Origin of the sequence: Mesobacillus stamsii (assembly GCF_030814065.1) — a bacterium.
Taxonomy (GTDB): Bacteria; Bacillota; Bacilli; order Bacillales; family Cytobacillaceae; genus Mesobacillus; species Mesobacillus stamsii.
The window spans coordinates 191,079-216,107 of sequence record NZ_JAUSUN010000002.1 but is presented as its reverse complement, the minus strand read 5'-3'; the positions used below and the strand labels follow the sequence as shown (position 1 = coordinate 216,107).

The window sequence follows — 25,029 nt, the reverse complement described above, 5'->3', positions numbered from 1 at the left end:
TCTCTTATAGCAAACCATCATTTTCCATGCGGACTAACATATTAAAAATGCCTTCATGATTATTACTGTCGGTTATATAATTGGCAGATTGTTTTGCATTAACAAGGGCATTTTCCATCGCTATAGAATACTTTTTTCCTTCAAACATTGAGATATCATTTTCACTATCACCAAAAACCAGGACTTCATCAGCTTGGATTCCGTATTTCTCCAGAATTATATCTAATGCCTTTCCTTTTGATATTCCCTTATTGGTTACTTCCATTTTCCTTTCGTCGGAAAAAACAAATTCATATTGATGAAAAAAGGCATGGTTAAGTAATGTTTGACGAACAAATTCCATATATAAAGGATCCTGAACTATAGACATTTTATTACAGAAATCAGGAGAGTCCTTTAAATCCCGGATTAAATATTGATTTGGGTATCCGTCACGAGTGTCACATAGCCAACTGTACATACCTCCAGCCCAAGGATAATCTTCAGGTAGTCGCATTTCAGCACGAATGTTCCGTTTAATTTGATAAATTGGATCAGGTAAATACGTATAAATGGTATCATCTTGACCATATTGAAGCTCAACATTAAACAAGGAAAAGAAATCATTGATATCCTGAATATTAGTACGGTCTAGAATACTTATTCTAGTCCGTTCAGAGCTTTGAACATGATAGATGGAAGTGCCATTTACATCTATCAAAATTCCATCATATTGATCCATTTTAAGTTTCAATGCATCAGGAAGTAATCGAATATAGCTGCGACCGCTAGCTAATATTACCTTAACCCCCTTTTGTTGCAATTTAATTAACATACTTAATGTTTAGGGTGCGATTGTATGATCAGATGTAAGCAGGGTGCCATCCATATCACATACGATTGCTTTTATCATCATTCATTTTACCCCCTAGTTTTTGTAATCATTAATGCTTTTCGGATACTCTCCAGAGAATGCTTATTTTTTGCCTCATCATGATACATAACAGCTACATAGATAATATCAATAATAGTTAAATATAGAATTCGTGCGGTAAGGGATTCGGAACGAAAAGCAGATTCCTCAGAATACACGACAAAAGAAACATCCGATAATTTTACTAACTCCGAATTATCATTTCCAGTTAAAGTAATGATTTTTACTTGATTTTCCCGAAGGATTTTCGCTATTTCTATCGTTTCAATTGTTTCTCCTGAATGTGAAAATAAGAACACACAATCATCCGTTCCCAGCTTTGTTACATGACTCAATTGCATGTGATAATCAGCCACATAATTACACGGTAATTTCGTTCGTAGAAATTTATGATAGGAATCAAGTGCAATAACCGATGAAGCGCCTTGTCCGAAGAAATGAACACTCTTTGATGGATAAATTAGCTTCAAAGCCTGGTTTAACTGATCTTCATTTAAAGAATGAAGGAGGTTTTCTAATAAAAATTTGTTTGAATTCACAATTTTTTGTGCGATAACATACGCAGAATCAGAACTGCTTATATCAGCAAAAACGACTATCTCGTGGCTCCGTTCTTCACTTGTACGAGAATTTGAAGCAACGGAAATCTTAAAATCCTGAAAACCTTCGAAACCGATTTTCTTTACAAATTTAAAAATGGTCGATTCAGAAACACCGATATCATTAGATAATTCCGAAAGTGTTTTGTTTACTACTGCATTGCCTAGGGAGATAAAATGTTCTGCTATATTCTTTTCGGCTTCGCTAAATCCCTTCAAGCGATTTCGAAGTAATTTTTCTAAATAATTGACTGCCATAATTCTACTCACCTCTAAGATTAATAATACCACAATGAATAATGGAAAAAATATTTTTTCTGAAAGCATTTACAAAGAAAAAATATTTGTTAGAATGAAGATGAGTTAACGAATGATTCATGCTCTTGGTATCTACAAAAGGAAGTGATGAGAGAACTTGGAAATTCTATCTTCCGGTAATAGCGATCTCATTATTTGCATTAAAAAGTAAGGGAAGTTTTTCAGCCAAAGTAATATCAACCATGGGTAATCAGTTTGGAAGTTACGTGAAGTTGAAAATAAGGAGTACAAATTATGAGCAACAAAAATAGGATTGCCATAGTAAATTCAAGTAGTTTTGGACTGCCTTTCCCAGAGCATTTGGAAAGATTACGTCAATTAGGGGAAATAGAAAAATTTACTTTTGATAGTGAAATCGATGGAAAAACATTAGCGAAAGAGCTGAAGGGCTTCAATATGATTATTGCTAGTATAACGCCTTTTTATACAGAGGAGTTTTTCGAGCACAAGGATGAGTTGAAGTTAATTGCAAGACACGGTATTGGTTATAACAATATTGATCTAGAGGCTGCGAAAGCACATCACACAATTGTTTCACTTGTACCAGCTTTAATTGAACGTGATGCAGTTGCGGAAAATAATATTACGAACCTATTAAATGTGATGCGACAGACAAACAAAGCTCATCAAAAGGTTTTGCAAGATAAATGGGAAGAAAGAGCCAATTTTGTTGGCCATGGGCTTAGTGGGAAGACAGCAGGTGTTATAGGAGTAGGGAATATAGGAAGTCGCGTAGCTGAAATTCTTCATTATGGATTCCGCTGTGAGGTTTTAGGATACGATCCGTATAGAACATCATTGGAATTAGAAGCATTTGGCGCAAGAAAAGTAGAATTGGATGAGCTCTTGCAACGTTCAGACGTAATTTGTTTATGTGCGAATCTTAATGAATTCAATTATCATATGTTATCTGAAAAAGAGTTTGCCAGTATGAAAGATTTTGTGTACTTATCCAATACTGCTAGAGGTGCCCTGATTAAAGAAGACGCTTTGGTAAATGCACTGGATAATGGAAAAATAGCTGGATTTGCAACCGATGTGCTTGAAGAAGAACCAGGCCGTACAGATCATCCTCTCCTTAATTTTGAAAACGTTATCATTACTCCGCATACATCTGCGTATACAATGGAGTGTTTGAAAGGTATGGGGGACAAATGTGTTACCGATTGTGAAATGATGGCAGATGGCATCCTTCCAAATCGGTCGATCCAAACAGACAGCATCTACCTAAAGTAGGGAGGCCTCTTAGATGATAACTGATTTAAATGTTAAGGTTGGCCCACAATTTTACCGATATAGTGAGGGTGCAATAGACCTTATACCTGAGATACTTAAGGAGCATCATGCTCGAAACATCTTAATCATACACGGAACCATTTCTTGGGAAAAAGCAAAACCGTTTTTGAAAAAAATTATCGATCTTGATCTCCCAATATTATATGAAAAATTTCGTGGGGAATGCAGCTATCATGAAGGACAACGCATGGCAGAAATCATTCGGGAAAATCATATTGATTTTGTCATCGGTGTTGGCGGCGGAAAGTTAGCGGATTTAGTTTTATATACCAGCCATTTGACAAACACACAGTTTGGAGTTGTTCCTACTCTTGCAAGTAATTGTGCAGCCTGGACCCCTCTTTCAGTAATGTATAAAGAAAACGGCCTTGCAGAAGGGAAAACGGAACATGTAAAACGTCAGGCTGTTTTTCTTATAACCGAACCTTCTTTAGTCATTGATTCGCCAGTCGAGTATTTTATTGCTGGGATTGCTGATACATTGGCCAAGTGGTATGAATCAGATTTGATTTTGGAACAAAAAAAATTTAGTTTAGAACCTTTCCCACAGCTGGCACGTTTCGCAGCAAAAATGTGTAAAGACACCATATTAAATGAATCGAAGCAGTCTATTGCAGATATGAGAAGTGGAACGATCACAGATGAATTCATCCATGTTTCGGAAATTATTATTGCTGTTTCTGGTTTGGTTGGTGGTTTCGGGGACAAATATGCTCGAAATAGTGTAGCACATGCAATCCACGATGCCATCTCTAAATATTTGCCTGAAGTCCATCATTACCTTCATGGAGAGAAGGTGGCTTACGGTATTTTCTATCAATTAGCATTGGAGGGGAAATGGAAAGTAATTGATGATTTATCACCTTTTTATCAAGAATTGAATTTACCGAAATCATTGACAGAAATGGGTGTGTATCCTTTATCTGATCGTTTGTTAAATGATATTATCCAATTCGTTAATGGGAAACAAAAGGTTCATTTACTTCCAATGGAAATAAATGAAGCAGTATTAAAAGATGCATTAATCCATTTAGAAGATTATATCAACAAATAAGGAGGTTCTAAAGCGTGGAAACTTTATCTTTTTGGCAAAGTTTGATTATTGCACTTTGGGTAGCAGCAGTAATGTCACGTGCATTACTAGGTGGAGCGACATTGACACTTCGTTTTTCTCCATTGATGACAGGTCTCGTTGTAGGGATTGTTATGGGGGATGTCGCTGGGGCCATGGTTATAACAGCTGCCATCCAATTAATTTACATGGGTGTGTTTTCTCCAGGAGGTACAATGCCTTCAGAACCGGCAGTTGCAGCATCAATTGCAGTTCCGGTAGCATTATTAGGTAATCTGGAACCTGGTGCGGCTATTTCGGTTGCAGTACCAGTAGGTTTGTTAGGTGCATATCTATATCAATTCCGTTTCTTCCTCAATACGTTCATAGGGAAAGGTACAGATAAGGCTGTAAAAGAATTGAATCATAAGTCCATTACTCGTACTGTTATAATTTATCCTATCATTGCATCCTTTGTCCTGTTCGTGCCATTGATCTTTGTAGCATTATATTGGGGAGCACCAGTAATCGCAGATGTTATTGCGGCCCTAGAAGGAACTGTAGCGATCCATATTCTTAATGTTGTCGGTGGCGGATTAGCTGCAATTGGTATTGCGACAACGATATATGTTATCGGCAAACGCTCGTATATTGTATTCTTTCTTTTAGCATTCTTTATGAGTGTTATTTTCAAAGACTTAGGGATCACCATGGTTACGTATGCAATCTTAGGTACTTTAATTGCAGCTATGTTTGTTCTAGCTAAATCGAATACGAATAAAGCAGCAACAGCAGGTCCAGGTAATACAGATGATTTTGATGACGATGATTTTTGATGATGAAAATAGAAAGGAGAGTTTAAGATGATTGATACACAAAATCAAATTGCATTAGATCCTACTATGCAGCCGGAAGAGATCACCAAAAAAGATGTTGCGAAAGCCTATGTGAGATGGCACTTTGCAAACGAAATCCCTCACACTTTTGAACGGTACTTGGCACCTTCTTTATTATGGGCAATGATGCCAATACTTCGAAAGCTGTATAAAGATGATGATGCCCTGCGCGCAGCATATGAGAGACAATTATTATTCTTCAACACCCAGTTAACTTGGGGTGGAGGTGTTATTACCGGTTTAATGTCTTCGATGGAGCAGGAACGCGCGAGAGAAGATTATAATCAGGAAGAAATTAAGATGACCGATGATTTGATGTATAACACTAAAGCAGGGTTAATGGGGGCTTTAGCAGGGATTGGTGATTCTATTGATTCTGGTACTATCCAATATATATTTATTGCCATTGCCATTCCTTGGGCACAAGGTGGCAGTGCATTAGGGGCACTATTCCCATTTATTTTATTTGCTACTTATCAAGTGGCAGTAGGTTTGTTTTTCGCACGACAAGGCTTTACTACAGGTCGCAATGCTACAAGCTTGATGCAAAGTGCAGGAATTCAAAATATTATAGAGCTACTTTCGATCCTAGGATTGTTCATGATGGGAATTCTCGCGGGAAACTATGTAAAAGTTTCGTCTAGTCTGGAATTCGAGATATCGGGCCGTCCGTTTGTTTTACAGGATACACTAAATTCCATATTACCGGGAGTATTACCACTGGCAATTGTTTTAGGAGTTTACTGGTATTATACGAAGAAGGGGTTAAAGGTTACAAGAGCACTATTGTGGCTAACTGGAATCTTGGCAGTTCTGGCAGCAGTTGGAATTTTGTAAAAAATCAATGACAAAGAAGAAAGGATGATGGAATCAATGGGTGTTGTAAATTTAGCACGTGTGGATGAGCGATTAATCCATGGGCAGGTCATGATGACATTGTCAAAGCGAAACGGAGTAAACTCTATATTTGTCGTAGATGATGTTGTGTCAAATGATAAGTTTATGAAGGGTTTGTATAAGAGTGCTGGAAGTCGTACAGGGCAAAAAACAATCGTGATGACCCTTGAAAAATGTAAATTTTACTGGGATGAATACGAGTTTAAGGATTATAGCAGTATTCTGATCGCAAAAACTGTGAATGTTATGTATGATTTAGTGAAGCACGGTGTCCCAATGAAAGAATTGAATATCGGCGGTATTGCTCAGAAAAATCCAGAGAAGGATATTCTAGTTACCAAATCTGTATATTTAAATAAAGAAGATGCTTTGAAACTAAAAGAGTTAAATGAAGATTATGGGGTCGAGGATATTTACTTCCAAGCTACACCCTCGGCACCCAAAACAAGCTTGAAGGATGTATTAAAAAAATTCAATTTATAGTTCAGTAAGGAATGGTATGGATGGAAGGACAGGAAAAGCTAAAAGATTGGTATATTCGCTATCATTTAATTTTTGGTAAGCGCTATACAAGAAAACAAAAGGATCGGTTCTTGAATAGCTTATCGGCTGATATGCTTCCTTTTCGACAGGATCTTAAGCTTGATTCATTTAGATTAAATGAAAAAGATAAAAATGAATATCGAAATCTATACGTTGGGGATCCAGAAAAGGCAGACACAATTATCTGCACTTATTATGACACTCCAGCTGCTCGCTTTAGTCCATACCATTTTTTTGATGAGGAACACCGTATGAAAAATACTACAAAGTTCATTTTGGTTACTTCTATGATTTATATTGTGATTGGATTATTATTTACTTTGTTGGTAGCGATGCCTATTTTTCAAGCGAACGGAATTGGAAACATACTGTCTATATCGTTTATCTTGTTTTATATCGTCTTCTTTTATTTTCTGGGTATCATTACTAGAGGTTGGCCGAAGAAGAAGAATTTAATACAAAATACTTCTTCTGTATTGTTGCTGCTGAATTGTATAGCAACGTGTAAGACAAAGCACGTTGCATTTGCTTTTGTAGATGGTGGTTCAACCAACAATGCAGGTTTAGAAAGATTAATCGAGCAATATCGTTCAAAAATATGGATGGTAGATAGCATTGGTTCCCAAAAGCCGCTATATCAGGTAAACCGCAATAATAATCAATCGAGATTAATAGAAGCAGTAGAAGAAGTTGATTTGTTATTTTCCCAGAATGAACGTCTAGTATATTTAATCAGCGGGAATCAAGAGAATGATCAGTTCGTATTATCGCGATCTGATTTGCGAAAAAATGAATTGAATGACCAGAACATGAATACTGCATTTGCCTTTTTGGAACGTGTCGTAAGGAGGGGATTGAAATGATCGGGATCATAATTGCAACCCATGGGAAAATGAGTGACGGTATCATTGATGCTGCGGAACTTATAATAGGCAGTACGGATAAAATTGAAACATTGAATCTATATCAAGGCGATGATGTTCAAGATTTAAATAAACAAATGCTGGAAGCAATTAAAAGAGTTGATCAAAATGAAGGAATCCTTCTATTTACAGACCTATTTGGTGCAAGTCCTTATAATCAAGCAACTCTAGCTATACACTCCCTTCCAGTTGAAAAACAAGAACAAATCTTTGTTCTGACCGGGGTTAACCTCCCAATGGTACTTGAAGCGATTAATCAGAGAATGATCGGTACTTCCATTCATGAAACAGTGACTGCTGTCCAAAATTCAGGTCAGCAAAGTATGGTGCTGTGGCCATCAGAGGAAAACAACACGGATAAAGTGAATGATGATTTCTAAAAAGTAGGTGAGACACGGGAGCAGTTCCCAAGTCATATCCAGAAGCAGAGGGGACTACCTTCTGCTTCTTTCGCTTTGCGTAATATCCCGGAAGAATGGAGGGGGCCTGGGGTTTTTTTTGGAATTCAAGTTGACAGTCGTGTGTTTGAGCATTGTTGATTTTCCCTATCTGGGAGATTTGAAGAACATCGTTTGTTTCACATACATAATTCATAACTAGGGAAAAGGGATTCTGTCCTGGTTTTTTGGTTTGTGGAGGATGCAACTTTGTTCTATTAATTTTTACTTTAATAATTGAGCTATCCATTCCTCATCCGAGACAACTATTTTTTTCCTAAAATAAATCATTAATACGTTGCGCATTTTCCAAAGGAATATCAAAGTACACTCCTAAGATAAAATACCGTCTTCCAATATACTCCTGTACTTTCCATTGCTATATGGGAAACACCGTGGTTTTAAAGTCATTTTAGAAATGATACAAATCTTTTGTTAAAGCGGAAATGGTTCTGTCTTTTTGAACACTTCTTTATTATGACCTCATGTCTTACACAAACGATAGTTTCTGAAAGAATATCTAAACCGTCATCCATTTCAATATAAATCCATATAATTCACTCTGAATGATACTGAAAGATAATCATTTTTCTGTACCTAGTCATCCCTCCAACAGAGAGAGTTTATAAAAGGGTTGAACACCAAGAACTTTATGGTCGAGAAGTAATTATTATCATTCATGGGTTGGGAGCAGAAGCATATGAATGTTTTTTTAGAAGTGCGTTTATGCGCACCACCATTCATAGAGAAAATTATAAAAAATGGTTGATAAAATAACCGAAGGGTATAGAAAAAACCTTTGATAAAAGGATTTAGGGCAATCTCATATTAATTTTTAGGGAACGCCGGACTAATCTATGCAGGAGATAATTCAAAAATTATCTTAAACTTCTTTTCTAGGGACAGTTCAAATTGGATGGAGTGTCTAGAATTTTTTATAAAACCATGTTAGATAATATTACACGTTTGTATATTAATTCACTCCATTCAATTATATTTAAAATAATCTTAATTAGTAAAATCCAATAAATTATTTTGCCGATGAATAGGAGGTAAAAATGAAATTTGATAAATTATTGTTTACAAGCGCAAATAAATATAGTATAAAATTAAGTAAATTCAGAATTTAATAAGAGAGGAGTATTTATGAGAAATGACGTAGTAGATTTACTGCAAAGTCATAGGTCGGTTCGTCGATATACGGAGGATCCTATTCCTCAGGATATCCTTGACGAAATACTCACTTGTGCCCAATGGGCGCCTTCCTCTCATCATGTCCAGGCGTATAGCATCATCGTTGTAGATGACCAGAAAAAAAAGAAGGTGCTTTCTGAGATAGCTGGGTCTCAGAGGTATGTAGCAGAATCTCCAATTTTCCTAGTATTTTGTGCAGATTTTTATCGGCTAAAATTAACAACTGAAATGTGGAACACACCATTTGAAGTTAACGAAATTGAAAATGTCTTAGTGACAGCAGTAGATACAGCTCTTGCTGCCGAGAATGCATTGATTGCAGCACGTTCCTATGGTCTTGAAGGAGTAATGATTGGTGGGATCCGAAATAGTCCTGAAGAAGTAAAAGATTTGTTGGAACTTCCTGAATATACATTACCTATCATGGGAATGTGTTTAGGTTATCCTGCCCAAAAGCCATGGCAAAAGCCGCGAACTCCTAAACAAGCAGTTGTCCATTATAATAAATATCGGCCCAAAGAGGAAATAGTCGCAAGTTTGAAAGACTATGAGAAAATCTCCTCTGACTATTATACTAGGAGGACTGGAGGTGTTCGTACTGAAGGATGGACGAAACAAATGGCAATCTATTTAAGCAAACCAAGACGAAGACATATCAAGGATTTCATCATAAAACAAGGGTTTAACCTTGAATAAAAAAGTAGGCTTACAACTTGTTGTATTCAAAAAATTTATAATTATTGTAATATTAATTAAATTATAGAGTATTTTTTATACAAAAGGATGGTGATGAAATCATCTACTACAAAAATATCTATCTCCATTAGTGACGTTTACGCTAAAATTTTGAACAATTGATTTTAATTTCAGGTGCTTTATTACAGCTAAAAACTGGAACATCATTCCGATCAACGGAACGATGATATATTGAGGGGGCTAAATAATGGAGATTCAAAGGTATTCGGAGCATATTGAGGTTGGTTCAGAAAAGATCACGGGTTATCAATGGAAAACACTTTGGACGTCTACGATTGGATACGCGATGGACGGCTTAGACATGATGATTTTAGCTTTTACTATGCCTCTCATTATTGCTTATTTTGGTATCAATGCAGCCCAAGCAGGTAGTGTATCCACGATTACTCTTTTAGGATCAGTTTTAGGTGGGATAATATTTGGTGTTTTAGCAGATAAATATGGACGTGTCCGTATATTCACTTGGACTATTTTAATTTTCTCAATATTTACTGGTTTATGTGCGATAGCACCAAACCTTGAAACCTTGATTGTATTTCGATTCCTTGCTGGACTTGGACTAGGTGGGGAATTTGGTATTGGAATGACCCTTGTAAGTGAGGCATGGCCGAGAAAATATCGTTCTCGTGCTACAGCAGTCGTAGCTACAGGTTTCCAGTTTGGGATTATCCTTGCTACTTTAGCAGTGTTATTTATCTCTCCTAAATTCGGTTGGCAGGGTGTTTTCATCGCAGGAGTGCTCCCGGCAATATTAGCTTTTTGGTCTCGCAAAAACTTAGAAGAACCTCAGCTATGGATTAATCTTAAAAATCAGAACAAAAATAAAGTTGCCGTAGGTCAGTTATTTTCATCGAGAAAAACAACAAAGGTTACCATAGGTTTAATTATTGCCACAAGTGTACAAAATTTTGGTTTTTATGGAATTATGACTTGGATGCCGACAATGCTGGCAACTGAGCTAAATGTTACATTCAATAAAACAACATGGTGGACGATAATCACGATTACGGGAATGGTCATCGGTATTATGGTTTTTGGTTATTTAGCTGATCGAATTGGTCGACGTCCTGCTTATTTAATTTTTCTTTTTGCATCAGCAATTATCGTTTGGATATACTTCCAACAAAGTTCTATGTCCATGTTGCTTGCACTCGGAGGAATTCTTGGTTTCTTTGTTAACGGAATGATGGGTGGTTATGGGGCGCTTTTAGCGGAGCATTATCCAACCGCAGCACGATCTTCTGCTGAGAATATTATTTTTAATATCGGTCGAGCTGTAGCTGGTTTTGCTCCGTTTATTATAGGTTATATCTCATTAAATCATTCACTGAGTTTTGCATTAAGCCTGATCTCAGGAATTTATTTATTATCAGCGTTGGCTTTTATCTTTTTGATTCCGGAAACAAAGGGTATGGAACTTACTTAATTTAGTAAGCTTCCCTTCTCATATGTGAGCTGGGAAGCTTTATTCTTATTTAAAAGATGCGACTTTATGAAATATCCATCATTAGCACCTAGGGATTATTAAGTTATACGTCCTTATATCTGACCTAGAATAAGGGTGTTATTGTTTTTCTATATTGGAACATTGTTCCGTACAACGAACCATATATAGTATGCAAAGGAAGGAATATAATGGAATGGTTACATCGTTTTACAGAAGTCATGGATTGTATTAGTGGGTATCCAATTACCGGAATAGGAATAAGTGAACTTGCTCGAAAAACGAATCTGAGCAAAAGCACAGTTCACCGGATGTTAAGTAGCATGATTTCTCATCAACTAGTAACACAAAACTCCCAAACGAAACAATATGTACTTGGTCCCAAGGCGATGTTTTGGGGAAGTCAATTTCTTCGTTCTCAGGACATGATGGGGTTAATGGGACAGTATTGTGAAGAAATCTCAGAAAAAACAGGCCTATATTCCTATTTGAGCCGATTTCAGGGAGATCAAGTTTATTGTACGCATACTCATCAGCCGTCTGATTTGCGTAATAAATATTTTGTGCATGTTGGCCAGCGGATGCCGTTTTATTGTACCGCTGCCTCAAAGGCGATTCTAGCTTATCAAAATCAGGAGCTAATCAGTTCTTATCTTCAAAAAGAAACTTTCGCTGCCATTACCCCATATACATTAACCAGTCGTGAAGCGTTAGAAAAAGAGTTAAATCAGGTTAAGCAAGAGGGAGTGGCATTTTGTCTTCAAGAATTAGAGATTGGTGTTTCAGCGGTTTCAGTTCCAATTTTTCATGAGAATCAAAATACGTCTCTAAGTCTGAGTGTTGTAGGGGAGAGGATAGTGGTTGAATCTGAACTCGACGATATCGTCAGGCTGTTAAAAGACGTATCAATTAAAGCTAGTGATCATTTAAAGTCCATGCACATGCTGACCTCTATCAAACTATAAGGGGAGTGTAAAGATGGTAAAAATTGCGGTAATGGGAGATTCCTTTATCACACAAAGATTGCCTAAAGATGATTCAGACTTAATACAGTTACAACAACTTCTGGCTGGATTTGATGTTCGTTTCACCAACTTTGAAGTAACGTTACATAACTTTGAACACCCCCCCGCGGCAACGAGCGGTGGGACATGGGCTGCTGCCCGGCCTGTGGTATTGAAGGATTTAGGATGGCTCGGTTTGAATATGCTTGCCTGCGCAAATAATCATAGTCTTGACTGGATGCATGGAGGGTTGCTATCTACTATTGAGCTTTTGGAAAAAAATGAGTGGGTATATGCCGGAATTGGTCGTAACCTAGCAGAAGCCTCACAGCCAAGATACCTAGAAACTAAAACTGGCCGAGTTGCCTTGATATCAGTGACTGCAACCTATGATCAATGGCATCGGGCTGGAGAGCAGCGTTCCGATGTTCCAGGGAGACCGGGTGTCAATCCACTTGGACATAAACGCATACACCTAGTAAGTAAGAAGAATTTACAAACTCTGAAAGAAATCGATGCGACTACCGAAGTGAATTCAATCAAGAACATAAATGTGAAAGAGGGCTTCTGGAAGAAGGAAGATGGCCCCTATCAGTTTGGTCAACTCTTTTTTGAAGCAGGGATAACAGGCACCACTACTTATATGGACGAAGCGGATGCTGGGCGAATTTCCAAGGCAATTCAGGAGGCAGAAAGACAGGCGGATGTTGTTTTTGTTAGTCTTCATGCTCATGAAATGAAGGGGGAACAGAAGGATCGTCCCGCTGATTTTTTGAAGGAATTTAGTCGGTTTTGTATTGATGAAGGAGCACATGCTGTCATAGGGCACGGGCCTCACATATTAAGAGGCATAGAGATTTACAAGCGGCGGCCTATTTTTTACAGTTTGGGAGATTTTATTTTTCAGAATGATACTGTTGAAAAACAACCAACAGAATTTTATCAACTTTATAATCTTGATTCGAAGAGTACAACAGCAGATGGAATGGATGCCAGAAGTCAGAATGGTACAAGAGGACTGGCAGCAAACCGCAATGTATTCGAGTCGGTAATTGCCTCCTTTACGGTTGAACAAGGAAAATTTAGCGATATTGAGCTTATCCCGATTACTCTAGGATATGAAAGAAGTCGGGGAAGTAGAGGGCGACCGAAGTTGGCCGGTCAAGAGGAGGGGCAAAGAATTCTTCAGACATTAAGTGTCCTATCTCGCGAATTTGACACCACCATTACGATAAAGGATGGCAAAGGTATTATTGTGATTTAAAAGGGGGGCACTCCAATGCGGCAAAGATACGAGAAAATATTAAATAAAATTAATCAATATAATTCTGGTGTTAAAGGAATAACCCGAATTGCCTATTCTAATGAAGAGCAGGCTTGTACTCATGCTTTAATGCGGATGTGTAAGGATGCAAAAATGACGGTTAAACTTGATCAAGCTGGAAATCTGATTGCCAGACGAGACGGGAAGAGTAATGAACTACCGCCTGTTATCATCGGGTCTCATATAGATTCTGTCTATCAAGGAGGGAAGTATGATGGAGTTGTTGGTGTAACAGCTGCACTTGAAATCATCCACCGTCTTAATGATAGGGGAATTGTCACAGAGCACCCGATAGAATTAATTTCTTTTGCTTGCGAGGAGTCTTCAAGATTTGGCGTTTCAACAGTGGGAAGTAAAGCTATGGCTGGGCGGATAGAAAAAGAAAAATATCGCCTGTTAACTGATCGGGACGGTGTGACTATGGAAAGAGCATTTGCTTTATGTGCACTTGATTTTAATAATATTGAGCAGGCAAGCAGGAGGGGAGGTACGTTCAAAGCGTTTTATGAAATTCACATTGAACAAGGTCCTGTATTAGAAATAGAAAAAAAGAAGATTGGTATTGTTACAGGAATAGCAGCACCCGCCAGGTTTATCGTAAAGGTTTTTGGAAGTGCCTCCCATTCTGGAACGACTCCAATGACAATGAGAAAAGACGCCTTGTTAGGGGCAGCGGAAATTGCTCTTGAACTTGAAAAGGTAGCTAAACTAGAACGATCTTTCGGTACAGTTGCTACCGTAGGAGTTCTAGATGTTAAGCCAGGAGCAATGAACGTTGTGCCGGGTGAAGTAGAAATGAAAATTGATATTCGCTCCTCTTCGATTGAATCAAGACAACGAGTTTTAAATCATCTTTTTCAGACAATTACTTCGGTTGAAAACAAAAGGCTACTTGAAATTGCCTGTGATGAAATCAGCCTTGAAGATCCCATCCTTCTTTCTACCGAATTAGGTAATTTAATTGCACAGATATGTAAACAGAAGAAGCTGCCTTATCGGTTCATGCAAAGCGGAGCTGGACATGATGCGATGAATATGACAGGATTTGGACCAGTTGGTTTGATTTTTATCCCTTCTGCAGGCGGAATTAGCCATCACCCTCAAGAACATACCGATATGGAAGACATTCTAGTAGGAATTGATGTTTTAGAGATGGCCATTCTTGAATCAGCTAAAGTATCTTCCTTACAATTTGGAGGTTAAGCGATGAAAGAAACTCAAGCCGAAATCCTCTGTAATGAGAAACTTAACAGAAGATATCGTCATATGAAAGTCAAAATTTCTGATTGGAATGTATCTGAAGTCAATCCTGGGCAGTTTTTTCATATTAAAACAACGGAGGACAACTTGCCGTTACTGAGGCGGCCATTTAGTATCTATCGCATTAACGAAGATAATAACACTTTAGAATTTCTTTATTTGGTTAAAGGGGTTGGCACTAAAAAGCTTGAGGAAAGGAAACCGGGTGAGATTTTGGACATTCTAGGACCACTTGGGAATACATTTACGATTCATCAAGGAGGCAAGGGAATGTTGTTAGTGGCAAGGGGAGTTGGTATCGCAACACTCTCTGCTCTAGCTTTCGCAGCTAATAAAGCAGACATTCCCTGTTTTGCAGTTTTAAGTGCCCGGTCGAAAGAAGATATATTAGTAGAAAAAGAACTTAATGAAGTTGGGGTTAAAACGTTTCTTGTAAATGATCAAGATGGTTCTAGTGATCCAGAATCAGTTAGGCTCATAGCAGAGGAAATAATAAACCATAGACAAGTTGATTCTATCTATACATGTGGCTCTAAACGGCTATCTGTCTTATCGAGAGAGCTATCAGAGGAGTATTCTCTTTTTGCAGAGATTGCCCTTGAAGAGAAAATGGGCTGTGCAATGGGGGCTTGTTATGCATGTGTTTGTGATGTCCGGGAAGGTGATGAAATCAGGACAATTCGGCTTTGTCAGGATGGACCGGTGCTGCCGTTGAAAAAGGTGGTGTTTTAAATTGGCGAACTTAGAAGTCTCTATAGGAAGCTTGAAGCTAAAAAACCCTATTATGCCTGCTTCCGGAACGTTCGGGGAAGAAATGGCAGCTATACTAGACTTTAATCAGTTAGGAGCCCTAGTACCGAAAAGTATTACGAAAACCGTGCGAAAAGGGAATCCCACACCTCGTATTTGCGAGACTTTTGGAGGTATGATTAACTCAATCGGTATTCAAAGTAAAGGATTGGACTATTATCAACAAATAACTGTCCCTTTTTATTCAAAATTTTCAAGTCCGCTTATTTCCAGTATATCTGCTGACAGTATTGATGAGTTTACAGAAGTTAGTGAAAAAATTTCTCAGATGGAGGAAGTGGCAGCACTTGAACTGAATATCTCCTGTCCAAATTTGAAAAAAGATGGAATGGCATTTGGAATGGATGCGAACGTGACTAGGGATCTCGTAAGTGCAGTTCGACAAGTGACTGATAAGCCGCTGATTATTAAGCTATCTCCAAATGTTACTAATATTGGTGTCATTGCCTTGGCAGCAGAGGATGGAGGAGCAGATGCCCTTACGGTAGCGAACACGTTTATTGCAATGGCAATTGATGTCCATACACGTAAACCAAAGATTGGCAATGTAATCGGGGGAATTTCCGGTCCTTCCATCAAACCATTAGTGGTTCGATTGATTCATCAAGTTTATCAGGTTTCTAATCTACCGATTATCGGCTGCGGCGGAGTTATGAATGGAGAAGATGCAATTGAAATGATGCTCGCGGGTGCGTCTGCGGTACAAGTTGGAACAGCGAATTTTGTTCATCCTACAGTAATGCTCACAATTTTACAAGAGATACAAGATTATATGGAGCAATACCAAATTACTAGTTTAAAAGAAATTATTGGGAAAATAGAAGGGAGCAACCAACACGATGGCATGGGATCATTTAATTAAAAATGGCTTAATCTATTCAGGTTCTGACTTTGTAAAAGGTAACCTCTATATCAAAGAAGGTAAAATTGCGGCTATTACTAATGAAGAACTCGAGGGTGCACCTATTAAAACTACTGATGCAGCAGGAAAATATGTAGTCCCAGGCTTTATTGATACACATGTTCACTCCAGAGACCCGGGAGCTACGTATAAGGAGGATTTTTTCTATAGTACACAAGCAGCTGCTGCAGGTGGAATCACAATGGTATTTGAAATGCCCAATACTAATCCGCCAATTAATAATGTGGAAAACCTTATTAAACAAAGAGATAATTTGACAACTAAAGCGCATGTGGATTTTGGAATTTGGGCCATTTGTCTGGGTGATTTGAATAGAAATGATATAATTCCTTTACACAAAGCAGGAGTGATTGGCTTTAAATTTTTTTGGGGATATGCGATTAACAGTCACACGTTTCAGCTAATGTATAACTATAAGGATGGTGACGAGGGAGTAATCCCGCCACTCCCTGATGGTGAAGTTTATGATATTTTTAAAGAAGTGAGAAATACTGGTCAACTTTTAGCCATTCATGCAGAGAATAACGAGTTAATTCAAAGGTTAACAAAAGATGTGGAAAAAACTGGTAAACGTGATTATGAAGCATTGCTAGAAGGCAGGCCGAACCTCGCTGAAGAGATGACGATCCAGACTGGAATTGCCATGGCGAAGAAGCTTGGTACGCGGTTGCATATTTTACATGTTAGTACAGGTGAAGGCGTAAAATTAGTACGTCAGGCGCAAAGTGAAGGGTATCCGATTACTTCTGAAACCTGTCCTCATTTTTTATTCTTAAATAATGAGGACTATGAAAAGGTTGGTTCTAAAATGAAGGTTTACCCACCTATAAAATATAAGGAAGACCAGGAAGAGCTTTGGTCTGGAATTGAAGATGAGACCATCAGTATCGTCTGCTCTGACCATGCCCCTCATACAGAAGAAGAGAAGGATGGCGATCTTTGGTCCATTCCAGCAGGTATGTGCGGTGTAGAAACACTTGCACCATTGATGCTTAACGCTGTTAACGATGGAAAGCTCACCCTTCAGCAAGTTTGCGAATTGTTGTCAGTGAATCCAGCAAAACAATTCGGTATTTATCCTCAAAAGGGTTCTCTTTCGGTGGGCACAGACGCTGACATTACCATTGTCGATATGAATAAAGAAATGGTAATTAGACGGGAAAATCTTCATAGTAAAAGTAAGGTCACTGCATTTGACCAATTCCCTGTTAAAGGTGTTCCGGTTCAAACGATTGTTCGCGGAATTACTGTAATGGAAGACGGTCAGATCGTTTCTAAACCAATCGGGCGAATGGTAACACCAAACAAACAGGAAATTGTGGAGGTATAAAAGAGATGGACAAAGTAAAAAAAGTAGCCGAGCTATTCGATCTTGTTCAATACTATTATGAGTACCGTGATCAGCCGATGAAGGAGAATATGAACTTTTTTGCTGAGGTTGAAGATTGCTGCAGGGTTCTAGATTTAGATTTTGAAGAACTTAAACGAGAATTTAAATTAGACTTCTAGAGGGTTAAGATGAATCACGGATGATATGAAAGCTATAAGCTGGATGTTAATCGTAACTTATTTTGTCAGGAACAGGGATGATGTCTTTATTGTTCTTGAAGTTATAGCAATAGTCAGATTTGAGGCAAATTATAGGGTATAAATATATTTATTTACCAATTAAAAAACAGGATTGACAAATTGTTTAAAAGTGATTATCTTATAAGTAAGCGCTTTACATGTGAAGTCAATTTAATATTAACAGGGTGTTACTGGAGAAGGCATAACCTGAATTGAGTACAAGATGCTGACAGAATAATCTGTCTACATTAGTAGCAATTCGGGTTTTTATTTTTTCTGCAACTCGGGATTTTTCAAGAAGGTAAGGGGGGAGATGATCTGATACTTAAAAAAGCTCTAAATAATAATGTTGTCCTAGCAAAAAATGAAAAGCATCAGGAAGTTGTTGTTTTTGGCAATGGTATTGCATTTAATCGCCATCCAGGAGATTTAATTGATGAATCCAAAATCAGTAAAATTTTTACACTTCAAACCCAAAACCTATCGATGAAAATGGCTTCTCTTTTAAAGGAGGTGCCAGTTCTATATGCTGAAATTGCTGAAGAAATTATAGCTTTTGCCAGAACGAAAATCAGTTCGTCAGTTAGCGATTATATTTTTCTATCGTTAACAGACCATATCTACTTCGCTGTTACGCGCTACAACAAGGGAGAGAATATTCATAATGTTCTTCTCTGGGAGGCAAAAAAATTTTATAAAGTAGAATATGAAATTGGCATGAGGGCGCTTGATATTATAAAGGATAAAATAGGAATCGAATTTAGCGAAGACGAAGCAGGGTTCATCGCACTCCATTTTGCCAACGCTCAGACAGAAGGTAATGAAATAAATAAAACAATCAAAATCACTAAATTCGTCCAGGATATTCTCGGTATCATCAAATATCATTTTGGTTTGGAATTCGATGAAGATTCGTGGAATTATGGCAGGCTTGTGACACATTTGAAATTTTTTGCTCAGAGGATATTATCAAAGGAAAATATGTTGCAAGATGATGATTACCTGTATGATCAAGTTCAGCATAAGTATACAAAGGCGTTTGAGTGTGTGAAAAAAATAGAGAAGTATGTGATCAACGGTTACGGAGCGTCAATATCAAATGCGGAAATGGTTTATCTAGTAATGCATATTAATCGGGTAACCAGTAGGAATGAAAGCTAATTTAATAGATCAGGGTGTTACTGAAAAGGCATTACCTGAGATGAAGAATGAGAAATCAGTTTAGGCTGGTTATAATCCTTTCTTCATTTCAGGTTTTTTTTCTCAAAAATAAAGAATCTTTAATTAAATTTTTTAGGAGGAAATGGAATGGCCGATTACACAAATCTTGCTAAGGCGATTGTGAACGGAGTAGGGGGAGAAGAAAATATAATCAGTCTCTATCATTGTATGACTCGCCTTCGCTTCAAATTAAAAAATGGGAGTAAATTTGATGTAAAGGAATTAGAACGGACTGAGGGTGTTATTTCTGCAGTCAAGAGCAATGGCCAGTACCAAGTAATAATAGGAAGTCATGTAAGCGAAGTATTCGAAACTATTAGCCAACATTACAACATTGAAAGCGGTGCTGCTAAAAAACAAGAGGAAAAACAAGAGAATGAAAAAAATGGAAATGTTATTGCCCGTTTTTTCAATGTTATGTCAAGTATTATCACACCAATTGTTCCGACGCTTGCCGGGTCTGGTATGTTGAAGGCGCTTCTCGTCATTCTCACAACCTATTTTGGAATGTCGGCTGAAGGTAGTACCTATATGATTTTAAGCGCCGCTTCCAATGCTGTATTTTATTTCTTCCCAATCATGCTTGCTTTTTCTGCCGCTAGAACATTTGGATCAAATGCATTTGTATCTGCAGCAATTATGGCTGCATTGCTCGAGCCGAAATTTACTGGTTTGATGAAAAATGTAGGCGATACTGTCGATTTTGCTAATATCCCTATTGTATTAATGAATTACAGTGGCCAGATTATTCCCGCCATTTTAACGATATGGCTATTTTCTTACCTTGAAAGTTTCTTAAATCGTTATATTCCAAAGATCATCCAAATGTTTGCAGTTCCAATGCTTTCACTCTTGATTATGGTTCCTCTAGCTGCAGGATTAATAGGGCCGATGGGTGTGTTTGCGGGTAATGCAATTGCTGATGGAATAGGTTACTTAAACGGTCAAAGTGGTATGCTGACTGGTGCGATTATTGGTGCAGGTTGGACATTTCTTGTGATGTTCGGAGTCCATTGGGGAGTTGTTCCAGCTATGCTCAATAACTTAAGTACTACTGGATTTGATACAATTCGACCGCCAGTAGCAAATGCAACTTTTGCACAAGCTGGTGTAGCTTTTGGAGTTTTCTTGAAAGCGAAGGATAAAAAGCTAAAATCCTATGCCTTATCCGTTATGATGCCTGCCCTACTGGCGGGAATTACTGAACCAATCGTTTATGGACTTTCAGTAAAATATAAGCGTCCAATGATAGCTGCTGTAATTGGAGGTACACTTGGTGGCGGATTTGCCGGAGCGATGAAAACTACCGTAATGGCTTATGTTTTCCCGGCCCTTACAACACTGCCTGCTTTTATGACTGGCACTTTTGTTTACTATATTATTAGTATTACAATTGCTTTCGTTGTTACAGTAGTTTTAACCTATATCCTTGGTTTTAATGAAGAAGGAGAACATGACGCTTCTTCTCCGGAGGTAATAAAAGAGTATGCTGTACAGCGCTCAACAGTTCTTTCTCCAATGTCAGGAAAAATCGTTCCACTTCAAAAGGTAAACGATTCAGCATTTTCATCTGAGGCAATGGGTAAGGGAATTGCTATCCACCCAATAGAGGGGAAAGTATACGCACCAGTATCAGGAAAAGTAACAACATTATTCTATACTAAACATGCGATAGGCTTAACATCTGATACTCAAACCGAAATTCTCATTCATATTGGTCTTAACACTGTAAAACTCAATGGAGAATATTTTAAAGCACATGTAAAACAAGGCGATGATGTGGAACAGGGACAACTATTGATTGAATTTGATATACAGAAAATTCAAGAAGAAGGCTATGATGTAACGACTCCAATTATCATTACAAATTCAAACATTTATACAGACATTATTGAGACTGAAAAAAAATCGGTTCTCAGTCAGGAAATATTGCTTACAGCTGTAGTTTTGTAAAAGAGCATTCACCATGAATCCAGAATAAATTAAAACGTTTCTAATAAATTTGGGCGGAGCTATCACTGCTAACCGCGAAAGGTTTTTGGAATGAGGGTAGCAAGGGACCTGCTATATGTGATGTGAAACGAAATGGAATAGTTGGTAGACAGGTTGACGGAGAAGTGATGGACGGACACTATTACGCCGTAATTGAAAATAAGTAATAATGGAGGGTACAAGATGGAACATCTCGAAAAAACTCCTTTCCCGAAAGAATTTTTATGGGGAGCTGCATCTGCAGCTTATCAAGTTGAAGGTGCATGGAAGGAAGATGGAAAAGGACCTTCTGTTTGGGATATTTTTGTTCGTAAGGAAGGGACGACATTTAAGGGTACGAATGGTGATGTCGCTGTGGACCATTATCACCGCTATAAAGAAGATGTGAAGCTAATGGCTGAGCAAGGTTTGAAGACATATCGTTTTTCTATTGCTTGGAGTAGAATTTTTCCATCTGGAAATGGAGAAGTAAATGAAAGGGGCCTGCAATTTTATGATAATTTAATTGATGAATTGCTTGCCTATAATATTGAACCTATTATCACTTTATATCATTGGGACCTTCCCCAGGCTCTGCTGGAGCAATATGGGGGCTGGGAATCCCGTCAAATAATAGAAGACTTTAATAATTATGCAATGACATTATTCAAGCGTTACGGAGATAGAGTTAAATATTGGATTTCTATGAACGAACAAAATTATTTTATTGGATATAGTTATGATACAGGGCTTCATCCTCCTGGAATTCGAGATAAGAAACGCATGTATCAGGCGAATCATAATGCTAATCTGGCTAATGCAAGAGCAATTCAATCCTTCCATGAGCTTGTTCCGAATGGTAAAATTGGACCAAGCTTTGCCTATAGACCATATTATCCGTTAAATTCTAATCCTGACAATGTCTTGGCATTCGAGAACTGTGAAGATTTGAATAATTATTTTTGGATGGATGTTTATGTATGGGGCATTTATCCGAAATCAGCTTGGATGTATTTGGTTAAGAATGGAATGGCACCACAAATTAGAGAAGGTGATTTGGAATTATTGCAATCTGTGAAACCTGATTTTATGGGAGTGAACTATTACCGTACTTCTGCAGTTGAAAAAAATCCAATTGAAGGCGGAGTTGGAATTGGTGTAAAAAATACTACTGGGAAAAAGGGGTCAACAGTGCAATCGGGAGTACCAGGCCTTTATAAAACCACAGATAATCCTTTTGTTGAAACTTCAAACTGGGATTGGGAAATAGATCCACAAGGAATCCGTATTGCTTTGCGCAGAATTACAGGACGTTATCAATTACCAGTGCTTATTACAGAAAATGGACTTGGTGAATATGATAATGTCGAAGAAGACGAAATAATCAACGATGACTACAGGATTAAATACCTTGAATCTCATATTTCCGCCATTCAAGACGCAATCTCTGATGGAGTAGAAGTTTTAGGGTACTGTGCATGGTCCTTTACCGATCTTCTTAGCTGGCTAAATGGCTATCAAAAACGCTATGGTTTCGTGTATATAAACCGCAATGAAGAAGATCAAAAAGACTTGCGCAGGATTAAGAAGAAGAGCTATTACTGGTATCAGGACGTGATTGCAAGGAATGGTATTTAGCTTTTAGTAATTCATGAAAGTGTTTCAGTATCCCTCTCCAAAATAAATCTAATAGAGAGCTATTCGACACGAACCGCACAAATTACTTTTTTAGGAACTTTTTTACCGGATAGGTTGGATATTTTACGTTGGAAATCCATATTAAGTATCCTCAAGGTATCCTTTTCTCGGGTCACAGTCATTGGACATTAAAAAATTAGACTGGAACAATGTACAAGGCAAGTTCACGTCTTTTAATGATTCCATTGTTGTCAATCCATGGAATCCGACCACTAATAGGCTTGGCTGGTGACAGTGAAGGTCTTTATGTTAAGGGTGTATAACACTAGTGTTTCACTAATTAAAATTTAATATTAAAAAACTCGAAATCTTCATTATTTTTGTTTTACGCAAAGAAAAAGTCCTTTATAATAGATAATTCAGGTGGTAACCCGTCCAAATCCACTAAAAAAGGACTTACGCATGGACAAGATTACACGAAAAACTTTATTTGGACAATGGTTTTCTCCAATAAATCTCAAAACTTTTGAAGAACAAGTGAAAACCATGAAATTAGATTACTATACAAAAAAGGTAACGACGGAATCATAAAGGAATCTCCTACCCCGAAAAGGCAGTGATGACCAAAGCCAGTGAACACGACCGCGGTCAGCTTGAGGTAATGGTCGATGATAGGGATGTATGTCTTTGACCGGGGATATCTTGATTACGAACGCTTTGACCGTATGACGGATGATGGCTTTTTCTTTTTGACCAGGCTGAAGAAAAACGCAGTCATTCGGAAGGTTTACGACTTTAAGATCCCTGATGACTCAGCTGTTTTGTCTAATCAAATGGTGTTGATCGGCACGACGCAAAACCGGGCTGAAAATTAATTCCGTCTCCTAAAAGTGATCGATTCAAGAGGCAACTTGCTTTAGTTGCTTACCAACCGATTTTGATTTGGAACCAGACGAAATTTCAGACATGTATAAATCACGCTGGGCCATAATGCTTATATCGGCATTATGGCCCTTATGCCGATATTTTCTTAATGTCGATTTTTACTATAAACCTTATATTTTCCACTATTTTTAATGAAAAATTTCGGCATCATTCTTTATCATGTAGTTGTAAAACATCATGATCAGGAGGAGATTCAATTAGGAACAATCAATAAAACACTACTGTCTGAGATAGGAAAGTACGGAATCTCAAAGGAAAATAAAAGTTTATGAACGAAAGTCAAAGCTAACAAAAGACGATGTGCCTCATCTGCATCCACATCTTTTGAGGAGAACGCGTGCAATGCATCTATACAGCAGGCGTACCCTTAAGGGCTGCATTGTGGAAACCAGCCCATATCTGGATTCGAAAAGTGTACACAAACATCGTGGTGGGATCCTTCAATGGTTTAAGAGTCGTATCAAAATGGTATCCTCGAGGCAACCAACGGCTTAATTCAAGCTGCTAAACGCCAAGCAAGAGGATATCGTTCAACCAAAAACCTAATAACAATGATCTACCTTATTGCAGGTGGGTTAGATTTAAGGGTAACAAAGTTATCAGAGTAGCTCCTTCATTTAACTTACAGACCACCCAGTAGTATCAATTAGTCCTGTCAAGTGCTTTCCTTGACAGGACTAATTGATACTACTACCCTTGTAAGTTGTTAAATGGAGGGGTATCCCACTCAAAACTGCGAGTAGCCGAAAAATAGAAAGGAGAGCCAAAAAGCAAGATGCCGCCTCATTTGTTTAGGTAATTACTTTTTTGGCTCTAAATAGAGGAAAATTATTAAACTGAAAATTTCGACATTATTTATGTAACACTAGTGACTTAATAATAAAAAAATAATTATAAATACAATACAAGGAGTTAAGCTTCTTTTTATCGAAGTAAAGTGTAAGAATTATAAGTTAAATGAAGTAAAACCCTTCACTTTTGGACTATATTGGTGTGATGGATACTATTTATTCCATTACATTACATGAGGAAGATTTCTTTGACTGTCCTGAAAATATTTAGCTGGTCATTTTGATAACTAATTCACAACTTTTTCAT

Annotated in this window: 22 protein-coding genes and 1 pseudogene; 21 read left to right on the top strand and 2 right to left on the bottom strand. The window is 37.7% G+C overall.

Going from position 1 to position 25,029, the window contains the following annotated elements:
* Positions 1–4 precede the first annotated feature (4 nt).
* Both J2S25_RS02505 and J2S25_RS02500 read right to left on the bottom strand, forming a co-directional pair.
* The gene (locus tag J2S25_RS02505) at positions 5–814 is read right to left on the bottom strand and encodes a Cof-type HAD-IIB family hydrolase (protein ID WP_307191165.1); all 810 of its coding nucleotides are present in this window, start codon (positions 812–814) and stop codon (positions 5–7) included.
* An 86-nt stretch (positions 815–900) separates the two neighbouring features.
* Positions 901–1,770 (bottom strand): MurR/RpiR family transcriptional regulator, encoded by an 870-nt coding sequence (locus J2S25_RS02500; protein ID WP_307191164.1) that lies wholly within the window; start codon positions 1,768–1,770, stop codon positions 901–903.
* Between the two features lie 294 nt (positions 1,771–2,064).
* Between J2S25_RS02500 and J2S25_RS02495 the strand changes: the two genes are divergently transcribed.
* The 21 genes and pseudogenes from J2S25_RS02495 to J2S25_RS02390 all read left to right on the top strand — a co-directional run bounded on the left by J2S25_RS02495 (position 2,065) and on the right by J2S25_RS02390 (position 24,539).
* Positions 2,065–3,066: a D-isomer specific 2-hydroxyacid dehydrogenase family protein gene (locus tag J2S25_RS02495; RefSeq protein WP_307191163.1), complete on the top strand. Its 1,002-nt coding sequence runs from the start codon at positions 2,065–2,067 to the stop codon at positions 3,064–3,066.
* 13 nt (positions 3,067–3,079) lie between these two features.
* Positions 3,080–4,180, top strand: a complete 1,101-nt coding sequence (locus J2S25_RS02490) for an iron-containing alcohol dehydrogenase family protein (protein WP_307191162.1) — start codon at positions 3,080–3,082, stop codon at positions 4,178–4,180.
* Between the two features lie 14 nt (positions 4,181–4,194).
* On the top strand, positions 4,195–5,013 hold the full coding sequence (locus J2S25_RS02485; RefSeq protein WP_307191161.1) for a PTS mannose/fructose/sorbose/N-acetylgalactosamine transporter subunit IIC: 819 nt from the start codon (positions 4,195–4,197) through the stop codon (positions 5,011–5,013).
* 27 nt (positions 5,014–5,040) lie between these two features.
* A complete protein-coding gene (locus J2S25_RS02480; RefSeq protein WP_307191160.1) occupies positions 5,041–5,910 on the top strand; it encodes a PTS system mannose/fructose/sorbose family transporter subunit IID in 870 nt (289 codons plus the stop codon).
* A 36-nt stretch (positions 5,911–5,946) separates the two neighbouring features.
* On the top strand, positions 5,947–6,453 hold the full coding sequence (locus tag J2S25_RS02475) for a PTS sugar transporter subunit IIB (RefSeq protein WP_307191159.1): 507 nt from the start codon (positions 5,947–5,949) through the stop codon (positions 6,451–6,453).
* Positions 6,454–6,473: 20 nt separating this feature from the next.
* Entirely contained in the window at positions 6,474–7,376 is a 903-nt protein-coding gene (locus J2S25_RS02470) for a hypothetical protein (RefSeq protein ID WP_307191158.1), read from the top strand.
* On the top strand, positions 7,373–7,816 hold the full coding sequence (locus tag J2S25_RS02465; RefSeq protein ID WP_307191157.1) for a PTS sugar transporter subunit IIA: 444 nt from the start codon (positions 7,373–7,375) through the stop codon (positions 7,814–7,816). Before J2S25_RS02470 ends, J2S25_RS02465 begins: the two co-directional genes overlap by 4 nt.
* A 1,203-nt stretch (positions 7,817–9,019) precedes the next feature.
* Positions 9,020–9,763, top strand: a complete 744-nt coding sequence (nfsA, locus tag J2S25_RS02460; RefSeq protein ID WP_307191156.1) for an oxygen-insensitive NADPH nitroreductase — start codon at positions 9,020–9,022, stop codon at positions 9,761–9,763.
* Between the two features lie 247 nt (positions 9,764–10,010).
* Entirely contained in the window at positions 10,011–11,249 is a 1,239-nt protein-coding gene (locus J2S25_RS02455; protein WP_307191155.1) for an MFS transporter, read from the top strand.
* A 209-nt stretch (positions 11,250–11,458) separates the two neighbouring features.
* Positions 11,459–12,232 (top strand): IclR family transcriptional regulator, encoded by a 774-nt coding sequence (locus J2S25_RS02450; RefSeq protein WP_307191154.1) that lies wholly within the window; start codon positions 11,459–11,461, stop codon positions 12,230–12,232.
* 13 nt (positions 12,233–12,245) lie between these two features.
* Positions 12,246–13,535 (top strand): CapA family protein, encoded by a 1,290-nt coding sequence (locus J2S25_RS02445; RefSeq protein WP_307191153.1) that lies wholly within the window; start codon positions 12,246–12,248, stop codon positions 13,533–13,535.
* Between the two features lie 15 nt (positions 13,536–13,550).
* Positions 13,551–14,798 carry a M20 family metallo-hydrolase gene (locus J2S25_RS02440; protein WP_307191152.1) on the top strand — a complete coding sequence of 416 codons (1,248 nt, stop codon included), beginning with the start codon at positions 13,551–13,553 and terminating at the stop codon, positions 14,796–14,798.
* A 3-nt stretch (positions 14,799–14,801) separates the two neighbouring features.
* Positions 14,802–15,587, top strand: coding sequence for a dihydroorotate dehydrogenase electron transfer subunit (locus J2S25_RS02435; protein WP_307191151.1), 786 nt, complete (start codon positions 14,802–14,804; stop codon positions 15,585–15,587).
* 1 nt (position 15,588) lies between these two features.
* The gene (locus J2S25_RS02430) at positions 15,589–16,527 is read left to right on the top strand and encodes a dihydroorotate dehydrogenase (RefSeq protein WP_307191150.1); all 939 of its coding nucleotides are present in this window, start codon (positions 15,589–15,591) and stop codon (positions 16,525–16,527) included.
* The gene (locus tag J2S25_RS02425) at positions 16,505–17,917 is read left to right on the top strand and encodes a dihydroorotase (protein ID WP_307191149.1); all 1,413 of its coding nucleotides are present in this window, start codon (positions 16,505–16,507) and stop codon (positions 17,915–17,917) included. The genes J2S25_RS02430 and J2S25_RS02425 overlap by 23 nt, the downstream gene beginning before the upstream one ends.
* 5 nt (positions 17,918–17,922) lie before the next feature.
* Complete coding sequence (locus J2S25_RS02420) at positions 17,923–18,096, top strand: hypothetical protein (RefSeq protein ID WP_307191148.1); 174 nt, start codon at positions 17,923–17,925, stop codon at positions 18,094–18,096.
* A 336-nt stretch (positions 18,097–18,432) separates the two neighbouring features.
* Complete coding sequence (gene licT, locus J2S25_RS02410; protein ID WP_369293525.1) at positions 18,433–19,317, top strand: BglG family transcription antiterminator LicT; 885 nt, start codon at positions 18,433–18,435, stop codon at positions 19,315–19,317.
* 147 nt (positions 19,318–19,464) lie between these two features.
* On the top strand, positions 19,465–21,330 hold the full coding sequence (locus J2S25_RS02405) for a beta-glucoside-specific PTS transporter subunit IIABC (protein WP_307191146.1): 1,866 nt from the start codon (positions 19,465–19,467) through the stop codon (positions 21,328–21,330).
* A 222-nt stretch (positions 21,331–21,552) separates the two neighbouring features.
* A complete protein-coding gene (locus J2S25_RS02400; RefSeq protein ID WP_307191145.1) occupies positions 21,553–22,986 on the top strand; it encodes a glycoside hydrolase family 1 protein in 1,434 nt (477 codons plus the stop codon).
* 462 nt (positions 22,987–23,448) lie between these two features.
* Positions 23,449–24,036: pseudogene (locus J2S25_RS02395) on the top strand (transposase); the annotation flags it as partial.
* A 365-nt stretch (positions 24,037–24,401) separates the two neighbouring features.
* Complete coding sequence (locus J2S25_RS02390) at positions 24,402–24,539, top strand: transposase (protein WP_439117481.1); 138 nt, start codon at positions 24,402–24,404, stop codon at positions 24,537–24,539.
* Positions 24,540–25,029 lie beyond the last annotated feature (490 nt).

Coding starts and splice junctions, on each gene's coding strand:
- J2S25_RS02425 (WP_307191149.1), top strand. CDS start 16,505: ATGGCATGGGATCATTTAATTAAAAATGGCTTAATCTATTCAGGTTCT.
- J2S25_RS02445 (WP_307191153.1), top strand. CDS start 12,246: ATGGTAAAAATTGCGGTAATGGGAGATTCCTTTATCACACAAAGATTG.
- J2S25_RS02440 (WP_307191152.1), top strand. CDS start 13,551: ATGCGGCAAAGATACGAGAAAATATTAAATAAAATTAATCAATATAAT.
- J2S25_RS02495 (WP_307191163.1), top strand. CDS start 2,065: ATGAGCAACAAAAATAGGATTGCCATAGTAAATTCAAGTAGTTTTGGA.
- J2S25_RS02450 (WP_307191154.1), top strand. CDS start 11,459: ATGGAATGGTTACATCGTTTTACAGAAGTCATGGATTGTATTAGTGGG.
- J2S25_RS02435 (WP_307191151.1), top strand. CDS start 14,802: ATGAAAGAAACTCAAGCCGAAATCCTCTGTAATGAGAAACTTAACAGA.
- J2S25_RS02500 (WP_307191164.1), bottom strand. CDS start 1,770: ATGGCAGTCAATTATTTAGAAAAATTACTTCGAAATCGCTTGAAGGGA.
- J2S25_RS02405 (WP_307191146.1), top strand. CDS start 19,465: ATGGCCGATTACACAAATCTTGCTAAGGCGATTGTGAACGGAGTAGGG.
- nfsA (WP_307191156.1), top strand. CDS start 9,020: ATGAGAAATGACGTAGTAGATTTACTGCAAAGTCATAGGTCGGTTCGT.
- J2S25_RS02465 (WP_307191157.1), top strand. CDS start 7,373: ATGATCGGGATCATAATTGCAACCCATGGGAAAATGAGTGACGGTATC.
- J2S25_RS02480 (WP_307191160.1), top strand. CDS start 5,041: ATGATTGATACACAAAATCAAATTGCATTAGATCCTACTATGCAGCCG.
- J2S25_RS02505 (WP_307191165.1), bottom strand. CDS start 814: ATGTTAATTAAATTGCAACAAAAGGGGGTTAAGGTAATATTAGCTAGC.
- J2S25_RS02420 (WP_307191148.1), top strand. CDS start 17,923: ATGGACAAAGTAAAAAAAGTAGCCGAGCTATTCGATCTTGTTCAATAC.
- J2S25_RS02490 (WP_307191162.1), top strand. CDS start 3,080: ATGATAACTGATTTAAATGTTAAGGTTGGCCCACAATTTTACCGATAT.
- J2S25_RS02475 (WP_307191159.1), top strand. CDS start 5,947: ATGGGTGTTGTAAATTTAGCACGTGTGGATGAGCGATTAATCCATGGG.
- J2S25_RS02470 (WP_307191158.1), top strand. CDS start 6,474: ATGGAAGGACAGGAAAAGCTAAAAGATTGGTATATTCGCTATCATTTA.
- J2S25_RS02400 (WP_307191145.1), top strand. CDS start 21,553: ATGGAACATCTCGAAAAAACTCCTTTCCCGAAAGAATTTTTATGGGGA.
- J2S25_RS02455 (WP_307191155.1), top strand. CDS start 10,011: ATGGAGATTCAAAGGTATTCGGAGCATATTGAGGTTGGTTCAGAAAAG.